The 18,141-nt window shown below is 36.3% G+C and carries 12 protein-coding genes; 5 read left to right on the top strand and 7 right to left on the bottom strand.

The genetic code is table 11. The features are described 5' to 3' along the window. Positions 1–232: 232 nt before the first annotated feature. The 3 genes from H626_RS0105385 to H626_RS0105375 all read left to right on the top strand — a co-directional run bounded on the left by H626_RS0105385 (position 233) and on the right by H626_RS0105375 (position 3,258). On the top strand, positions 233–1,012 hold the full coding sequence (locus tag H626_RS0105385) for an Ltp family lipoprotein (protein WP_035618715.1): 780 nt from the start codon (positions 233–235) through the stop codon (positions 1,010–1,012). A 180-nt stretch (positions 1,013–1,192) separates the two neighbouring features. Continuing rightward, the gene (locus tag H626_RS0105380; RefSeq protein ID WP_051237853.1) at positions 1,193–2,044 is read left to right on the top strand and encodes a DUF6544 family protein; all 852 of its coding nucleotides are present in this window, start codon (positions 1,193–1,195) and stop codon (positions 2,042–2,044) included. A 224-nt stretch (positions 2,045–2,268) separates the two neighbouring features. Next, complete coding sequence (locus H626_RS0105375) at positions 2,269–3,258, top strand: prenyltransferase/squalene oxidase repeat-containing protein (protein ID WP_027108434.1); 990 nt, start codon at positions 2,269–2,271, stop codon at positions 3,256–3,258. Between the two features lie 641 nt (positions 3,259–3,899). On the opposite strand, the gene H626_RS0105370 is transcribed toward H626_RS0105375, so the two are convergent. Beyond that, positions 3,900–5,141 (bottom strand): class 1 isoprenoid biosynthesis enzyme, encoded by a 1,242-nt coding sequence (locus tag H626_RS0105370; RefSeq protein WP_027108433.1) that lies wholly within the window; start codon positions 5,139–5,141, stop codon positions 3,900–3,902. A gap of 186 nt (positions 5,142–5,327) precedes the next feature. On the opposite strand from H626_RS0105370, the gene H626_RS0105365 reads away from it, so the two are divergent. Together H626_RS0105365 and H626_RS0105360 are read left to right on the top strand one after the other, a co-directional pair. Further along, entirely contained in the window at positions 5,328–6,122 is a 795-nt protein-coding gene (locus tag H626_RS0105365; RefSeq protein WP_027108432.1) for an SDR family NAD(P)-dependent oxidoreductase, read from the top strand. Between the two features lie 544 nt (positions 6,123–6,666). Continuing rightward, positions 6,667–7,221 (top strand): tyrosine-type recombinase/integrase, encoded by a 555-nt coding sequence (locus tag H626_RS0105360; protein ID WP_027108431.1) that lies wholly within the window; start codon positions 6,667–6,669, stop codon positions 7,219–7,221. A 665-nt stretch (positions 7,222–7,886) separates the two neighbouring features. On the opposite strand, the gene H626_RS0105355 is transcribed toward H626_RS0105360, so the two are convergent. The 6 genes from H626_RS0105355 to parE form a co-directional block, all read right to left on the bottom strand. Beyond that, a complete protein-coding gene (locus tag H626_RS0105355) occupies positions 7,887–8,816 on the bottom strand; it encodes a manganese-dependent inorganic pyrophosphatase (protein ID WP_027108430.1) in 930 nt (309 codons plus the stop codon). Positions 8,817–8,895: 79 nt separating this feature from the next. After that, positions 8,896–9,843, bottom strand: coding sequence for a LysR family transcriptional regulator (locus H626_RS0105350; RefSeq protein WP_027108429.1), 948 nt, complete (start codon positions 9,841–9,843; stop codon positions 8,896–8,898). Positions 9,844–9,982: 139 nt separating this feature from the next. Beyond that, positions 9,983–10,738 carry a pyruvate formate-lyase-activating protein gene (pflA, locus tag H626_RS0105345; protein WP_027108428.1) on the bottom strand — a complete coding sequence of 252 codons (756 nt, stop codon included), beginning with the start codon at positions 10,736–10,738 and terminating at the stop codon, positions 9,983–9,985. 123 nt (positions 10,739–10,861) lie between these two features. After that, positions 10,862–13,120, bottom strand: coding sequence for a formate C-acetyltransferase (pflB, locus tag H626_RS0105340; protein WP_156883247.1), 2,259 nt, complete (start codon positions 13,118–13,120; stop codon positions 10,862–10,864). Between the two features lie 425 nt (positions 13,121–13,545). Continuing rightward, positions 13,546–16,014 carry a DNA topoisomerase IV subunit A gene (gene parC, locus H626_RS0105335; RefSeq protein ID WP_027108426.1) on the bottom strand — a complete coding sequence of 823 codons (2,469 nt, stop codon included), beginning with the start codon at positions 16,012–16,014 and terminating at the stop codon, positions 13,546–13,548. Then, positions 16,004–18,019, bottom strand: coding sequence for a DNA topoisomerase IV subunit B (gene parE / locus H626_RS0105330; protein ID WP_027108425.1), 2,016 nt, complete (start codon positions 18,017–18,019; stop codon positions 16,004–16,006). The genes parC and parE overlap by 11 nt, the downstream gene beginning before the upstream one ends. Between the last annotated feature and the right edge of the window lie 122 nt (positions 18,020–18,141).

The raw sequence follows: 18,141 nt of genomic DNA, 5'->3' as shown, positions 1-18,141 counted from the left end.
GGGGGGTCAGGCTTTTGGTCAACTATGAATTGATAATTTAGTCTAGTTAGAAAAGTCTCTTTTTTTACATAAGAAAACTCTATAATAAAAAGGGTTTATCAAAAAAATCTGAAACCATATTTATTCAATAATAAGTTTTTCTATTTTTTATAAGTATTTTAAAAGAAGAGTTTACACATCACCAGTCTGTATACCCGGAAAAGTTCAATCATACTTCAAGGAGGAAATCGATATGAAAAAAGGAAGTCCTAAGGTAAAAAAGGAGAAACAATACAAAACGAAAAAGCCTATCTACAAAAGATGGTGGGTATGGTTGGTGGTGCTGGCAATTGGAATAGGATCGATGACAGGAAATGAAGAAGAAGTGCAACCGGAAAAGGATGATACTGAAATAGTACAAGGTGTTGAAGCAGAACAGGGCAAACAAGAAGAAAATATAGAGGATGAAACAGAAACTGATATAGAAGAAGACTCTAAAGATACTACTGCAGAAAAAGCAGAAGATAAAACTGACGGAGTTGTTGAAGAGGAATCTCAAAAAAAACCAGAGGAGAACGTGACAGAGGCTGATGAAACTGAAGAAGTTTCGCGGGAACATGCCAACGCTTTAGCAGAAGCACAGCAATATTTAAATTACACTGCTTTTTCTAAGCAAGGATTATATGACCAATTACTCTACGAAGAATATCCTGAGGAAGCTGCTCAGTATGCTATAGATAGTATAGAAACAAACTGGAAAGACCAGGCTTTGAAACAGGCAGAACAATATATAGATTATACTGCTTTTTCTAAAAAAGGTCTGTACGATCAACTGCTTTATGAAGAATTTTTAGAAGATGAAGCACAGTATGCTATTGATAGTATTCAAGCGAATTGGAATACTCTTGCTTTACAACAAGCTAAAGACTATTTAGAATATTCCCCCATGTCGGATGGCGAATTATACGATCAACTTATTTACGAAGGCTTTAATAATGAACAAGCACAATATGCAATAGATAATCTTGATTAGTTTAAGAAAAGGCTGATTTCTGATACTTATACTTTGTTTTTTTGAATTAGGATGTTGCTATTTTCACAAACCAAACATCCATTTCCTCATTTAAACTAATAATTATCCGAAACCATCTCTGTAAGTTCACTTTAATAGAATACTTCCTACTTAGTTTACTCTTGAATGGAGGTTAAAATCATGTCATTGCTGAAACGTATGTTACTTGGTGTGGTTGTATTGCTGGTCGGTATTATTACGAGCTCCATAATAGGTCATACTCTTTTTAAACGAAATGTAAAAACAGAAGTTGAACTGCTTTTTGATAATCTTGATGATCACCGTGAAACTGTATTGGAAGAAGATCTCATGGATTTACCCAGCAGTGTAAAAAGATGGCTCAAATACAGTGGTATTATTGGAAAAGAAAATATAGTTTCTGCCCGTTTAAAACAACAAGCCAAAATGAAATTGGATGTCGATGGTCCGTGGATGCCAGTAGACGCTGAACAATACATTACAGCGAGTAAACCAGGCTTTATATGGAGTGCAAGCATTAAACCATTTCCTTTTGTACACATTGCTGGCAGAGATAAATATCTGAACGGAAGAGGGAGTATGTTGATCAAACCGTTGTCCTTGTTCACTCTTACAGATTCAAAGGGAGAAGAAATCGACCAAGGAACTTTGCTCAGATATCTTGCAGAAACAGTATGGGTGCCTTCAGCTGTATTAAATAAGTATATCAGTTGGAAGAAAATAGATGAAAATAATGCAAAAGCTACAATGACTTATGGAGGGATAGCTGCCTCCGGAATATTTACCTTTAATCAGAAGGGGGAGGTAATCAGGTTCGAGGCCGAACGATACGGTGATTTTAATGGTGAATTCAGAATAGAAACGTGGTCGATTTCAGTAAGTGATTATAAACCATTTGAAGGAATCAAAGTGCCTACTAAGGGAACAATCACTTGGAAATTAGCTGAAGGTGATTTTACTTGGTTTACTTTCGAATTGCTGAAAATCGAATACAACAATCCAACTGTATATTAAACCAAATTAGATGATTACTTTTTTGAAATAAGTTAGAAAATCTGTGAGCTAGATAGTACTATCGTTGTCGGGATACCGTCCATGTTGAATTGAACAACTGTAGAAAAGCATCTGTTATCATAATAGCTGCTTTTTTAGTGTAGAATTGAATGGTATTACGTATTTCCAAAATGATAGGCTGATTTATTATTCGCTAAATAAACCAATACTTAAGGAGGATGATTATGAATGATAGAGTAAATCAAACTTGGTTACGCCCCTTAAACTATAACCCGCTCCCACCATTGTTAGAGAATGACAATAACTGTATACAATTAAAAGTTCATGCTGATTTGTTCGATGAGGAAGTCGATTTCGAGTCATGCTGGGCCTCAAAAGAAGTACTAAAACTCATAAAAAAACAGCAGATGGAAGGGTACTGGATTTATCCTCAAGCCCGAGAGAACACGAACAGGGATAACTTAAATCAATACCAGACCTATCGTAATTTTGCAAAGTTAGTGGATATGTATAGCCTTGATCGATCTCATGCGGTAATTAAAAAAACAGCAGAATATTTTTTTTCAGTCCAAACAGCCCAGGGAGATTTTCGTGGGATATACGATAAACAATACACACCGAATTATACAGCAGGCATTGCTGAAATGCTCATTAAAGCAGGGTACACAGATGATGTTCGGATCATTAGGGCACTAGATTGGTTAGTAAAATATCGTCAAACCGATGGTGGATGGGCACTCCCTTTTAGAACAAGAAATCATAATATAGATGTTACATACAACTATCATGAAACAATCGAACCTGATATCAACCAACCTTCATCTTATATGGTCACTAGTGTTGTATTGCGTGCATTTTCGATCCATCCTTTATTCAGAGAACGACCAGAAGTTAAAGAAGCAGGAGAATTAGTGAGCACTTATATTTTCAAAAGGGACAAGTATCCTGATAGACAAGACAAAAAATATTGGACACAATTTGTTTACCCATTTTGTTACTCTGACTTGATATCGGTTTTAGATTCTCTGTCGTTGTTAGGTTTTTCACCACAGGAGCCTACTATCAAAAAAGGACTGCAATGGCTTATTGACGAACAATTAGAATCTGGCTTATGGGATTTGAGAATATCTGCTGGTCAAGATAAAGAAACACTGCAGCTGTATCTGGATTTAGCTATTTGCAAGATATTCAAACAATTTTATTCAACTCGTTAGCTCCTTGCTATTGCCGTTAATATCTGTTTGAAATAGTGTTATAACCAAAGAGTTCTTGTATAAAGATACAACGATTATGATGATAGCTAGAAGAGATTATTCTATCAGTAATAGTTAATAAAGAGAAATGCATCGCTTTTTATCATTTAGATCTATGGAGATAACACTTATATGATTCGTAGTGTAAATGGAATAGAATAACAAAAGATATCTGCATACATGCCATCACATCAGGTGAAAACATATATGCAGATATCTTTTGTTAAAGTAGTTGAGTAAAGAATCTTTCTATTGCTGTTAAAATAGCAGTAATTCAATAATGATGGTGCTCAATACTTGTTTAATCGCTTTTACCTTCTTCTTAATCGTCTCACAGAACACGGATCAGGCGGTATCAATTTGTTGGATGTTTTCTTTGAAAAATAGAAGGTGCAGGGATTTGGTCTAAGCTTGCGTGAATAAAAATCGTGTATTTAGAGCAGTTAAGCAGGTGTTGGTAGACTGATCCTAAAAATAAATGTATTAGGATCAGCCTATATCAATTTCCACGCTTTGGGGTAGTCACTTTAAAAATTGACCCCCCTTTCAAAAGGTAGAGGGGCGGGGGAGAAAGAGGCAATTTTTTCTTTTTTGATATATTGTTATTGTTCCAAAAATTCTTTCATTTTATTTTCCAACTCTTTGTAAAATTTTAGTCTGACTTTTGAATACGATTCCAGCTCTTTGTACATCGATCGGGTAACAATATCGGGATTTTTCCCGATCGCTTCCACAACCACTAGGAGTGTACATTGACTAATGACCTGTTTCATGAGTATTGTATTTTGCTTATCCAATCCATTTTCAGAGTTCACAAAATAAATATAAGAGATAAGACTTCTTATTTCTCTATCAATAGACTCCTGTGTGCGCTTTGTGCTAAAAAGTGTCTGACTATGATTTTCTTCGTCCTCTTTTTTATCCTGCAAATCATCTAGCAATTGTAAAAAAACTCCATATTGAAAAGCAAATTGCATTTCTTCTTTAGTTAGTGTGCCTTTTATTAAATAAGCATCTGCTAAAACAGAAGTGCCACCTTTGTAAAAACTGATTGTTAAAATTTCTCTTTCAGTAAGAGGCTCATCTTTTCCTTGCAGCAAACTTTCAACTTGGGCTTTATGAATCAATTGAACACTTTCCATAACTTCAGGATTGGTCTTGATAGGATAGTGGCATCTAATTTCTTCAACTAATGAAAAAATCCTTTTCTCAGTGATCTGATTAGAAGAAACAGTTTCTCCGGTCAACACTTTGCCCAATCTATAATTGAATACCTGCTTTGTACGATCATTTACATTGGAATCATCGAGAAGATTATCTGTGTATGGGTACAACATACTGTAGGCATACATAGGTGCAGTTAGGCTGAGAGGATTATTCCAATATAGTTGGAGACTATTCATGATCCAAACGTTGCGTAAAGCCTGGAAAATTTCTTCACTACTCAAATGAGAATCTTCTTTTTTCGCACGGTGGAGAAACTCCTCAGCCACATCCATGTAGCCTTGCGTGATAAAATAGTACAAGAAGGGCTGATCGAATAATAGCTTTCTTGTATCCATTTTCTGTAGAGCTTGGATAAGAAGCGACTTTACCTCCTTTACTGCAGAGGAGGAAGAATTAAAAGGAGCCTCAAAATACTCTCTTAATTCAGGTACATAAGGTTTTTGTTCATCAAGCAGCTTGTTCAGTATTTTTTTTAATTGTCTTTCATTCCATAATTTTTTCCAGATTGAAACAGTTTTAAGCTTTTCAGAAGGAAATCTTCTCTCTTTTTGATAGCTCAAAATAGAAGACTCTATCAGTTTGTTGATTGGAATGGTATGTAAGATAGATTTTTTCATTAGTTTAATCGACCTCCTCAACGCAGATTCTACTTAATTATAACCCGATAGGTAGATAAATCACATAATAACAGCCCCATCCCGTTATCTATTTGCCTCAAATGAGTTATTCATGCAAAAAAATACCCAATTTGATATAAGATAGAAAACCGAATACAACTTGTAATTAGTACGGGAGATGAGAATATGAAACCACTTGAAGGAAAAATAGCCCTTGTTACCGGCGGAACCCGAAATGTTGGGAAGGGAATTGCACTAGGTTTAGGCGAGGCTGGTGCAACGGTATATGTTACCGGAAGAAGTATTACGGATAATGATGTTAAAGGTATTACTTCCGCAGGCGGAAAGGGCATTGCCGTAGTATGCAATCATGAAAATGATGAGGAAGTAAAAAGAGTCTTCGAGCGTATCAAAGAAAAAGAAGGAAAACTAGACATTTTAGTAAATAATGCTTGGGGTGGTTATCATCGTTTACGTAACAGAAAAAAGTACAAAGGTTTTAAATGGAAAGAAGTTTTCTGGAAACAACCGTTGGAATTATGGGATGAGATGAATACTGTTGGTGTTCGTTCAAATTATGTTGCTAGTTTTTTCGCCTCAGAATTGATGGTTAAAAGAAAACAGGGTTTAATTGTTAATATTTCATTTTATGCAAGTCGAAAATATTATGGTAATGTTATTTATGGTGTCGCAAAAGCATCTGTTGACAAAATGTCCATGGATATGGCCGTCGAACTAAAACCACATAATATTGCTTGTGTTTCATTGTATCCTGGTTACATTGACGATAACAAAAATAAAAAAAACCCGAATGCTAAAAAAGAGTCCTCCCAATTCGTTGGAAGAGCAATAGCCAACTTAGCTGCTGATGAAAAACTAATGTTAAAAACAGGAAAAATATTGATCGCTGCTGAATTGGGAAAAGAATATGGTTTCAAAGATATAGATGGAACTCAACCTGAACCTTATGATACATTATGAGGTTTCCTATGTATGATCTATGCTATTCGATATGCCCCATCCTTAGATTTTTTGAACACGAGAGGAGAAGGGGGGGAGGAGAGAAGAGGGACAACACCTCCTTTTGTTGAAAGGGCCCCATGAAATAAAAAATTCCAAATTCTTTAATTTTAAAATAGTCTTTTCCTATACTTTCTTGATCCATGCCTCGAAATCGAGGCTTTTTTTATTCTATTTTTTTCTTCAAAAAATCCGAAACGGTTACAGACGATTTCACGGACATTGACTCGTCAACACATTTGAAATCGTCTTAGAATCCACGAGACAGAGAGTGCTTATATTAAGTTTATTAAAGATACACAATTCCAATTGTGTATCCTGCAAAACATTGCTATAGCAACGGTTAAAATGGTATAGTAAAGACTCGTAATACATGAATTAAGGCTAGCAAGCGTTCTCAACAGATAAAACAGGTCATTTCAGAGAGCACCTTGCAAACAGCAGTGAAAGTTCAATCATTCACAAGTAATTAAATTTTAGCATCATGTCGAAGGAGTCAATCAAAATGAATTTTACATATCCAATCCAACAAAAAAAGCAAATAAAACATTTGATGGAAGTTTATCCGCTGACCTCAAAAAATCGACTTCTGTTGGAGTTTGGATTGCGTACGGGATTACGGATCAGTGATATTCTTTCTTTCAAAGTCAAAGATTTACATAAACAAGAATTCGTTTGGGTACAAGAAAAGAAAACAAAGAAAAAGAAAATATTATTCTTACATCCAAAACTTCGTCAGTCGATCAAGTTGTATATAAAAACTGAAGGGTTAAAATCAGAGGATTATATTTTTTATTCTAATAAAAATCCCAAACAACCTATCCAACGCATGCAAGCTCATCGAATCATTTCACATGCAGGGGATATGATCGGTATCAGACCATTGAGTGCACATTCCCTCAGAAAGACATTTGGATACTGGTCCTATAAACAAGGGATCGACATTAGTTTGCTGCAAACCATTTTTCAGCATTCATCTCAAGCCGTCACATTGCGTTACATCGGGATCACCCAAGAAAACATCAATAAAGTCTACGAAACTGTAGATATGGGATTCTAATTGTAGTGATTTCGTAGCCTTAAGCAATTTAACATAACAAACGATCTATTCAGATTAATAGATCGTTTGTTATTAATCGTCAGATTTTCACTAAAAAAATGAAATTTCTATTGGATTCATCAAATTTTATTATTTAAGCGAAAAAGTTAAAATTTCAGATTAATTATGGTTAAAAGTTAAAATAAACCACTAAATGAACAATTTGTAGCAATAAATAGTATGAAATACAGATAGTTGCAAAAATTTTCCATATGATTTAACGAAGTGAAACACTCTTGTCCATGTTAATGTAGAGGAAACAGTATATCCAACTGTACGATCGTAAACAAACCAATCTTAGACACTAGATAAGAACAAAAAAGCAGGAAATGATCAATAATAAGATAAATAAATAAAAAAGATTGCTAAAATAGCTATAAAAATCAGCGAAAAAGGTAAGTGAGCAACAAAAGCGACACTTAAGGAAAAAACATTCTTTAGGTTTACATAATATATATTATACAAAGTAGATTAACTGAATTAAACTCCCTCTTTGTTCAATTTGAATCAATTTCAGTCATCTTATCTATCCGCTGTAAATCAAAATTGAATTAAATGGATCCTTTCTATATAAATCAAAAAAACGAACTGGATTTTAACAGTTCGTTTTTTTAAGTCCCACTATATTATTTTTCTAAAAATTTTGTCAATTGTGGTACAACTTGTTTTTTTCTAGACATTATACCTGGCAAATTGATTTCGCCATTGTTTATCGATTGATTAAAAGCATTTTCAACTGCTTCCGTTGGTTCACCATAAACTAAAGCCACAGAATCACTCTCTAGAATGTTTGTTATCACCAGTACATACAAATCGTATTTATCTTTTACAGATATGGTTTTCATAGTTTCCAATAATTCTTCCTTGCGATTTAACACGTCACTTTGATCTACTACGTTGACCTGACCAATTCGTACGGAATAGTCACCCATTGGAAATGTTTTTGCGTCTCCCTCAAGGATCTCTTCAGCTGCTTTAGAAATCACATTTGTACCTGCCTTTAACATATCTAAGCCATAACTATCAATTTCTGTTCCTGCGATTTCAGCTAATTCTTTTGCTGCTTCTTTATCCCGTTCTGTACAGGTCGGAGATTTAAATAGTAAAGTATCTGAAATAATTGCGGATAACATCAAGCCAGCAATGTTTTTGGGAATGGAAACATTGTTCTCTTTATAAATACTGTGAATGATCGTGTTTGTACAACCGACTGGTTCAGCACGGTAATAAACTGGATCCTTTGTTTGAAAATTGGAAATTCGATGATGATCGACTACAGACAAAATAGTCACTTTTTCAATATCATCTACGCTTTGTTGAAATTCGTTGTGATCGACCAGCATTACTTCGTTTGTCTCATTTGCGACAGTTTGAACAGAACGCGGAGCTTCTGTTTCAAAGTGATTTAAAGCAAAGTGTGTTTCTGCTCCAATTTCTCCTAGAACTACTGCCTCAGCTTCTTTCCCTAGCTGATTTTGCAGATAAGCGAAAGAAATTGCTGAAGTTACAGCATCGGTATCTGGACTTTTGTGTCCAAAAACAAGAATTTTACTCATTAGATTAACTCTCCTCTACTTTTCTCTATACATTTTCATAAACTAGTATAAGTGAATATGGGTTGATTGGCAAACAAAATCATTCTATATTGTTCAGCCGTTTAAAATAATCTTGTTCTTCATTATAGACTTCAAAAAAATCCAGAAATGCTTCTATACGTGGAATGAGCACCTTGTCTTTGCGGTAAACAAAAGCTAATTTAAAGAAAATAGGATCAGCAAATGAAAAAGCTGACAAAGAATCTTGAAGATGGTTCGCATCAACAAAAGACTTTGGTAAAGCTGTTACCGAATTAGTTTTCTGACTATATTGATATAATTGAGTCGGTGTAGATAAATAAGCTGAGACGGTTGGCATATCGAGCATATGTTTATGAAATTCTTTTTTTAACCAATCATTTATATAATATGTATCTGGGTAAAGTGTCCATACTTCAGCTGCTGTCTCCTCAATTTCGATAGTTTTCTTATTTGTCCATTCTTCTTTGCCATGGATAAATAACAACTCATCTTCAGCTATTTCTTTGATTCCATAGGCATTCCAATTCTTAATTGTATAATCCGGTAAATACATGATAGCTAAATCCAAGAAATTATTTTCCAGTTTATTCCATATTTCTTCCCGCGTAAGCATATAAAGACTAATTTGAATTTCCGGAGAAATCTTTTTATGTTGAATAATTAAGTCAGTAAAAATTTTATCCTCTAATGAAGACAACAGTCCTATTTTAATGCTTCCCTGTTTTGCGCTCGTGGTTTTTTGGATCTCTTCAGAGGTACTCTCCAAAATGGTATAGATTCCGTGTGTCATTCTTAACACGGACTTCCCCACTTCTGTTAAGTGCATTTTTTTGCCTGTAGTGTAAAACAACGGGGCTCCTGTAATTTTTTCTAGTTTTTTGATTTGTTGCGTTAATGCCGGCTGGGTGATTCCTAGTTTTTCAGCAGCTTTGGTGTAGTTCATTGTATCTGATAGCTCTAAAAAATAGTTTAATGTGCGATTAGAAAACATTTTATGTGGGTCCATACACTCTCTCCCTTTCGTCAATAAGAATATTCATGCAAAGTCTCTCCTTTCATAATAAGTAATATAAACAAAAAGAGCAATACAAATTGCTCTTTTTGTTTATATTTCGCTATTCTTTATTGATAATAGTTCCAATTTGTTATTTCATAGTTGTATATTTATCAACTTTTAAAATACGATTTGCATTATCAATTCTTTCTTGCGTCGGTGGATCGATATCTTTTAGTTTATACGGAATGCCCAATGCTTCATATTTATATATTCCTAGCTTATGGTAAGGCAGAACCTCTACTTTTTCGACACTACTTAATTTTTCAATAAATTCACTTAACCGTGTTAAAGCTTCGTCAGTATCTGAGCGCTCTGGTACTAATACATGGCGTAGCCACATGGGTATATTTTGATTAGCCAAATATTCAGCCATTTGTAAGATACTCTTATTAGAATGCATTGTATATTTTTTGTGAAATTCATCATCAATATGCTTGATATCCATTAAAACAAGATCTGTGTATTTCATCAACTCTTCAAAGCGTCCAAAGAAAGGTTCGTCGTAAGAAAATGGTTGGCCACACGTATCAAGTGCTGTATGGATACCCTCTGCTTTCGCTAGTTTAAATAAATCAATTAAAAAATCGATATGCAATAAAGGTTCTCCACCACTGACAGTGATCCCCCCATCGGTTCCCCAAAACGGCTGGTATTCCATTGCTTCTTTAAACATTTCTTCTGGTGTATAGGGTGTTCCTCCACCCATATTCCACGTGTCTGGGTTATGACAAAATTCGCAGCGCATTCTACACCCTTGCATAAAAGCGATAAACCGAATTCCGGGCCCGTCTACCGTACCAAAACTTTCAGTTGAATGAACATAACCAATATTTTGCTTCGTCATCTTTATACTCTCCTTTATCATCTCGTTTTCTTATAAAAACACAAAATCAATTTTATTTTTTATTTCGTACTTTTATAAAAAAGGGAATAAGAACAGACCTTATTCCCTCTGATATTTGTTTAATTACATGCTACTGTGGAATGTGCGGTTAATGACATCTTGCTGTTGTTCTCTTGTTAATTTAACGAAGTTTACAGCATAACCAGATACACGAATTGTTAACTGCGGATACTCTTCAGGATGATCCATTGCATCAAGCAAAGTTTCTCTGTTCATGACATTAACATTTAAGTGATGTCCATCTAAGCTTACGTATGCATCAAGCATTTTAGCTAAGTTTTGTTTTTGAACAGTTTCTTCTTTACCTAAAGCTTTTGGTACAACTGAGAAAGTATTTGAAATCCCATCTAAAGAGTAACGGTAAGGAATTTTTGCTACAGATTTCAAACTTGCTAACGCACCATGTGTGTCACGTCCATGTAATGGGTTTGCTCCTGGAGCAAATGGAACACCAGCACGACGTCCGTCAGGTGTATTTCCTGTTTTCTTACCATACACAACGTTTGAAGTGATTGTTAAAATAGATGTTGTATGCGTTGCACCTCTATAAGTTGGGTGTTTTTTCACTTTAGAAATGAATGATTTCAATAAGTCGATAGCGATTTGATCTACGCGATCATCATTGTTACCATATTTTGGATACTCTCCTTCGATTTCAAAGTCAACGGCTATACCCTGTTCATCGCGGATAACTTTAACTTTTGCATGTTTGATTGCAGACAATGAGTCAGCAGTAACAGAAAATCCAGCAATACCAGTAGCCATAGTACGGACGACTTCACTATCATGAAGAGCCATTTCAACACTTTCATAACTATATTTATCGTGCATGTAATGAATAATATTTAATGTATTGAGATATAAACCGGATAACCATTCTAGAACAAGGTCATATTTTTCCATGACTTCATCATAGTCTAAATATTCAGAAGTGATCGGTTGATATTTCGGTGAAACTTGTTTTCTAGTTTTTTCATCTACACCACCATTGATAGCATAAAGTAAAGCTTTAGCTAAATTGGCACGTGCACCAAAGAATTGCATTTGTTTTCCAATAGGCATAGCAGATACACAACAGGCAATACCATAATCGTCGCCCCATTCTGGACGCATAAGATCATCATTTTCATATTGGATCGCACTGGATTCAATAGATACTTTTGCACAGTATTCCTTGAAGTTTTCCGGTAATCTTTCTGACCATAAGACTGTTAGGTTAGGTTCTGGAGCGGGTCCTAAGTTTGTTAGAGTGTGTAAGAAACGGTAACTGTTCTTTGTGACCATGTGACGACCGTCATGTCCAACTCCACCAATTACTTCTGTTACCCATGTTGGATCACCAGAGAATAATTCATTGTATTCAGGTGTACGTGAAAATTTTACTAAACGCAATTTCATGATGAAGTGATCCACGATTTCTTGTGCTTCTTCTTCTGTCAACGTACCGTTTTTCAAATCACGTTCGATATAAATATCTAAGAAAGTAGAGGTTCTTCCCAAAGACATAGCTGCTCCGTTTTGTTGTTTAACTGCAGCTAAGTAACCCATGTATAACCATTGGAAAGCTTCGCGAGCAGTTTGAGCAGGTCTAGCAAGATCGAATCCATAAATATTTCCTAATTCTTTCAATTCTTTTAAGGCTACCATTTGTTCGCTTAATTCTTCACGTGCACGAATAACGTCTTCTGACATTGTTCCATGTCCAGTATTGTCTTTGTCCATCATTTTTTCTTCGATTAAATAATCGATTCCATAAAGTGCGATACGACGATAGTCTCCGATGATTCTTCCACGTCCATAAGCATCAGGTAAACCCGTAATGATTCCTGCTCTTCTTGCGTCACGCATTTCTTTTGTATAAGCATCGAATACACCTTGGTTATGCGTTTTACGGTAATCTCTGAAAATGTGAGAAACTTCAGGATCGATTTCAAAACCATACGCTTCAGCAGAAAGTTCACTCATGCGAATACCGCCAAAAGGTTGCAATGAACGTTTGAACGGTTTTTCTGTTTGGAATCCAACTATTTGTTCTTTTTCTTTATTTAAGTAACCAGGGCCATGAGAAGTAATTGTAGAAACAACTTTTGTGTCCATATCTAAGACTCCGCCAGCTTCTGTTTCCTTTACATTTAAGTCCATCACTTGACTCCATAATTCTTTAGTAGCTTCTGTCGCATCTGCTAAAAATTCTTCTTTACCTTCATATTGAGTAAAGTTTTTTTGGATAAAGTCGCGTACGTCGATCTCGCTTTTCCAAACAGTACCTTTGAACCCTTCCCAATAAGCTTCTAATTGTTCTATACCTTTAACTTGTTCCATAATTGATAAGCCCTCCTAAATGTTATTGACTATAACAGTTTTTACAAGTTCAATATAACACATGAGCCTTGTTTGCACAAGTTCATTTCATAACAAAGTTATTCCAAATTGTAAACAAGCCTATAAAACGTTGTTAAACAAAGCTTTCATGTTGTGAAATAGTGCATTTGTAATTTGTGAATTTTTTGTTAACATTTCACTTTACAGCCATATAAGTTACCATACGACCTCTTGTATTATAGTACAGATAGATTCATATGTTAGTACAGAGAAGAAGAGAGTGCGACAAAAAACGTTCAAACCCGACCTCCACCTCACGGATACAGTATGCGGAGCTCTATTCGGGTCTGAACGTTTTAGAAAGTAAAGTTTGAGAAATGATTAGAGGCTGGGACTTTTGTCCCAACCTCTTCTTTTTCGTTCACTTATTCTTTTTTTTCATCTATTGGATCAAAGACTACTCGAAGCGGAATCAATTCAATTGGCTGTCCATCTTCTTTTTCGTCTAACACGAAGGATCCATTGTTATACCGGTCTACGGAACTATAATTGTTTACATCTATTTCAAACTTTTTATCTTTATCGGTCACGATCGTATATGTTTCATCGGCTGCAACTTTTTTCATTAAAGTTACTTGGTGCGATTTTGTCTTCAATTGTCTGAGCACGAGTAACCCTCTCTGCGCTCTAGATAATGGACTAAAATCTTGAATATTCATTTTCTTCACGGCGCCTCTATGCGTCACGATCAAAATATCCGTTCGTGAATCTTCTGGATAAATGGTCACACCATTGACCACAAAGTCGCCTGGTTTAAGGTTCATCGATTTTACACCAGCAGCTTTGGCTCCTACTATAGGGACCTCGCTCATGGTGTATCTCAATCCAAAACCACGGTTACTGATAAGGAAAATATCTGGTTCCTGTTTATCTTCCAGATAAATCACACGAACGACTTCGTCTGCTTTATTTTTCAATTTCATAGCCGTAAACGATTTTTTCTTGTAACTTCTTTTTGGTTCGAATTCTGCTGCGACGGTCTGCTTGATATACCCATTCTTAGTCACAAATACAAACCGATTTTTATCTAAAAATTCTGTAAGCCCATAAGCAGCAATTACTTTTTCATCGGGAGCTAACCGAATGGATTGCGATAAGTGGTGTCCCATATCTTTCCAACGAACATCTGGGATTTCGTGGACGGGGCGATTGATCACATTTCCTTTATTTGTAAAAATGATCATTTGATCAAGTGTCGTTAGTTGTTTCACAAAGAGTGGGTGATCGCTCTCTTTGACACCGATTTCTTCAGGTGAAGAAGCTCCATAAGAACGTAAGCTCGTGCGCTTGATATAGCCTTCTTTCGTGACAGAAACGATTGTATCTTCTTGAGTGATCAAGACTTCTGTGTCTACATTCAATTCTTCGATTTCTTTTTCGATTTCTGTCATTCGTTCTACTGCATAATTTTTCTTCACGTTATTCAATTCTTTTTTCATTAACTTATTTAGTATTTTTACATCATTCAAGATAGCTAACATTTCTTCGACTTTCTTGCTGAGTTCGTTTGACTCTTGTTGCAATTGAGTGATGTCGGTATTTGTCAACCGATACAATTGCAAAGAAACGATTGCTTCGGCTTGAACTTCTGTGAAATCATACGAGCGGATGATGTTTTCTTTTGCATCCTGCTTATTTTTACTTTGACGGATCGTAGCAATGACTTCGTCCAGTATGGAAATTGCTTTGATCAACCCTTCAACAATATGCTGTCTACGACGAGCTTTCATCAATTCAAATTGTGTGCGTTTTGTCACGACTTCTTTTTTGAATTTAATATAGGCTTCTAAAATTTTTCTTAAGCCCACTTGTTCCGGTCTTTTGTCAGAAATAGCGACCATGTTGAAGTTATACGATACTTGTAAGTCAGTATTTTTTAACAAGTAAGTTAAAATTCCCTCAGCATTTGACTCTTTTTTCAATTCGATCACTACACGCAGTCCAGAACGGTCTGATTCATCTCGTACTTCCGCTATCCCATCGATTTTTTTATTCACCCGGACCTCGTCTAACTTTCTGACTAAAGATGCCTTGTTTAATTCATAGGGTACTTCGGTAACAACGATCTGTTGTTTGCCTCCTCGAAGCGTTTCAATCGTTGATTGACAACGCACAACTATTTTCCCTTTACCTGTTTCGTATGCATTTTGAAGACCTTTTAAGCCTTGGATAATACCACCGGTAGGAAAGTCAGGTCCTTTTACATAATTCATCAGATCTTCTGTAGTGGCTTTAGGATGATCAATTAAGTGAACGGTAGCATCGATGACCTCCGCTAAGTTATGTGGCGGAATATCCGTTGCATAACCAGCAGAGATCCCTGTAGCTCCATTGATCAATAGGTTAGGATAATTTGCAGGCAAGACAACGGGTTCATGGGTCGTGTCATCAAAGTTTAAAACGAAATCGACCGTTTCTTTGTCGATGTCTTTGACTAATTCACTCGAAATTTTAGCTAAACGTGCTTCTGTATAACGCATAGCTGCCGGAGAATCGCCATCCATACTCCCATTATTTCCGTGCATTTCGACTAAGGGTTGCTTCATCTTCCAATCTTGACTCATACGAACCATCGCTTCGTAGACACTACTGTCTCCATGAGGATGATAGTTCCCGATTACATTCCCAACTGTTTTGGCCGATTTTCTAAAGCCTTTCTCACTAGTATTGCCTTCGACGTTCATTGCATACAGAATACGTCGTTGAACTGGTTTTAAGCCATCGCGAATATCCGGCAAAGCTCTTTCTTGGATAATGTATTTTGAATACCGTCCGAAACGGTCCCCCATTACTTCCTCAAGCGTTAATTCCTGAATTTCTGCTCTATTCTCCATCCATCATCACTTCCTCTTGTTCAGTTTCATCATGATACGAATCTTCTAAGACACGTTTATTTTCCAAAATGCTGCCACCCTCGGCTAAAGTGAACTCCACATGACTTTCGATCCATTTTCTGCGGGGTTCTACTTTACTTCCCATCAAGACAGAAACGCGCCTTTCGGCTTGAGCAACATCATCGATCGTTACACGAATAAGCGTCCGACTTTCGGGATTCATGGTTGTGTCCCATAACTGATCCGCGTTCATTTCACCTAACCCTTTATAGCGCTGTAAAATATAATTGCTTCCAAAATCTTTTTGGATTTTTTCTAACTCTTCATCTGTCCAGGCATATTCGATTTTCTCTTTTTTGCCTTTGCCTTTAGATAACTTGTACAAAGGTGGAAGTGCCAAATAAATTTTACCTGCTTCAATCAATGGTTTCATGTAACGGTAAAAGAAGGTGAGCAACAACACCTGAATGTGGGCACCATCCGTATCCGCATCTGTCATGATGACAACTTTTTCGTAGTTACAGTCTTTTATATTAAATTCTGGTCCAACACCTGCGCCAATTGTATGGATCATTGTGTTGATCTCTTCGTTTTTTAAAATATCTTGTAAATTCGCTTTTTCTGTGTTGATCACTTTCCCGCGTAAAGGTAAAATCGCTTGGAACTTACGGTCCCGTCCTTGCTTGGCCGAACCCCCAGCAGAATCTCCCTCCACTAGATACAGTTCATTTCGTTTAGGATTTTTCCCTTGAGCCGGTGTGAGCTTTCCGGAAAGCAGCGCATCGTTTTTCTTGCGCTTTTTCCCATTCCGACTTTCTTCTTTTGCTTTTCGAGCTGCTTCTCTTGCTTCTCTTGCTTTAACAGCTTTTCGCACAATTTGTTGACTCAATTCTCCACTTTCTGCCAAATAAAAGCTCAATTGTTCGCTGATGACCGCCTCGACTGCTTGCCGAGCTTCTGGTGTGCCCAATTTGCTCTTTGTCTGGCCTTCAAACTGCAACAATTGTTCTGGTATCCGAATAGATAAAACAAGGGCGATCCCTTCGCGTACATCGGTACCTTCCAAGTTTTTATCTTTGTCTTTTAATAAGTTTACCCCACGTGCATACTCGTTAAAGGTTTTCGTAATGGCCGATTTCATTCCCGCTTCGTGTGTTCCACCATCTCGTGTTCGAACGTTATTGACAAACGACAAAATATTTTCAGAATAACCATCATTGTATTGGAAAGAACATTCCACTTCGATCTCATTGATGCTTCCTTCAAAATACGTTATGGGGGTCAAGGTATCTTTACCTTCATTTAAATAATGAACAAACTCTTTAATTCCTTCTTCATAGTGGAATTCTTCACCTTCGCCAGAACGCTCATCTGTAAGTGTGATTTTTACACCTTTCAGTAAGAAAGCCGATTCACGTAAACGCTCTGATAAAATTTCATATGAAAAATCGATCGTGGAGAATACATCTGTATCCGGTTTAAAGTGTACAATCGTTCCATTTTTCTTTTCAGTCGTTTTCTCTTTTTTTATTCCGCCTTTAGGCTTTCCACCTTTTGCGAACTTTTGCACATATTTGAATCCATCTCTGACGATCGTAACAATCAACCATTCAGACAATGCATTGACCACACTTGCTCCAACGCCATGCAAGCCACCAGAGGTCTTATAACCGCCTTGTTGTCCAAATTTTCCCCCTGCATGTAATACAGTGAAAATAACTTGAACCGTTGGAATACCTGAGCTATGCATTCCAACAGGCATCCCCCGTCCATTATCTTTTACACTGATGCTATTATCAGCATGGATCTTCACCTGGATTTCATCTCCAAATCCAGACAAAGCTTCGTCCACGGCATTGTCCACAATTTCATATACCAAATGATGCAATCCTCTTGAATCAGTTGATCCAATGTACATTCCTGGCCTTTTCCTGACAGCTTCTAGCCCTTCTAGAACCTGAATAGACGAATCGTTATAGCCTGTTTGTTCTTTCATTATTATCATACTCCTTACACTGAATAGTGTTCTCTACCCGAATTTAAAAGAGAACAGAAAGAAAATGTTCAGAACTCTTTTTACCAAGTCCTCAACACTACTTAAAAAATCATTTCCTACTTATCATAGCA

It is taken from the genome of Lacticigenium naphthae DSM 19658 (assembly GCF_000425865.1).
Taxonomy (GTDB): Bacteria; Bacillota; Bacilli; order Lactobacillales; family Carnobacteriaceae_A; genus Lacticigenium; species Lacticigenium naphthae.
This window is presented reverse-complemented; position numbering and strand designations above follow the sequence as displayed.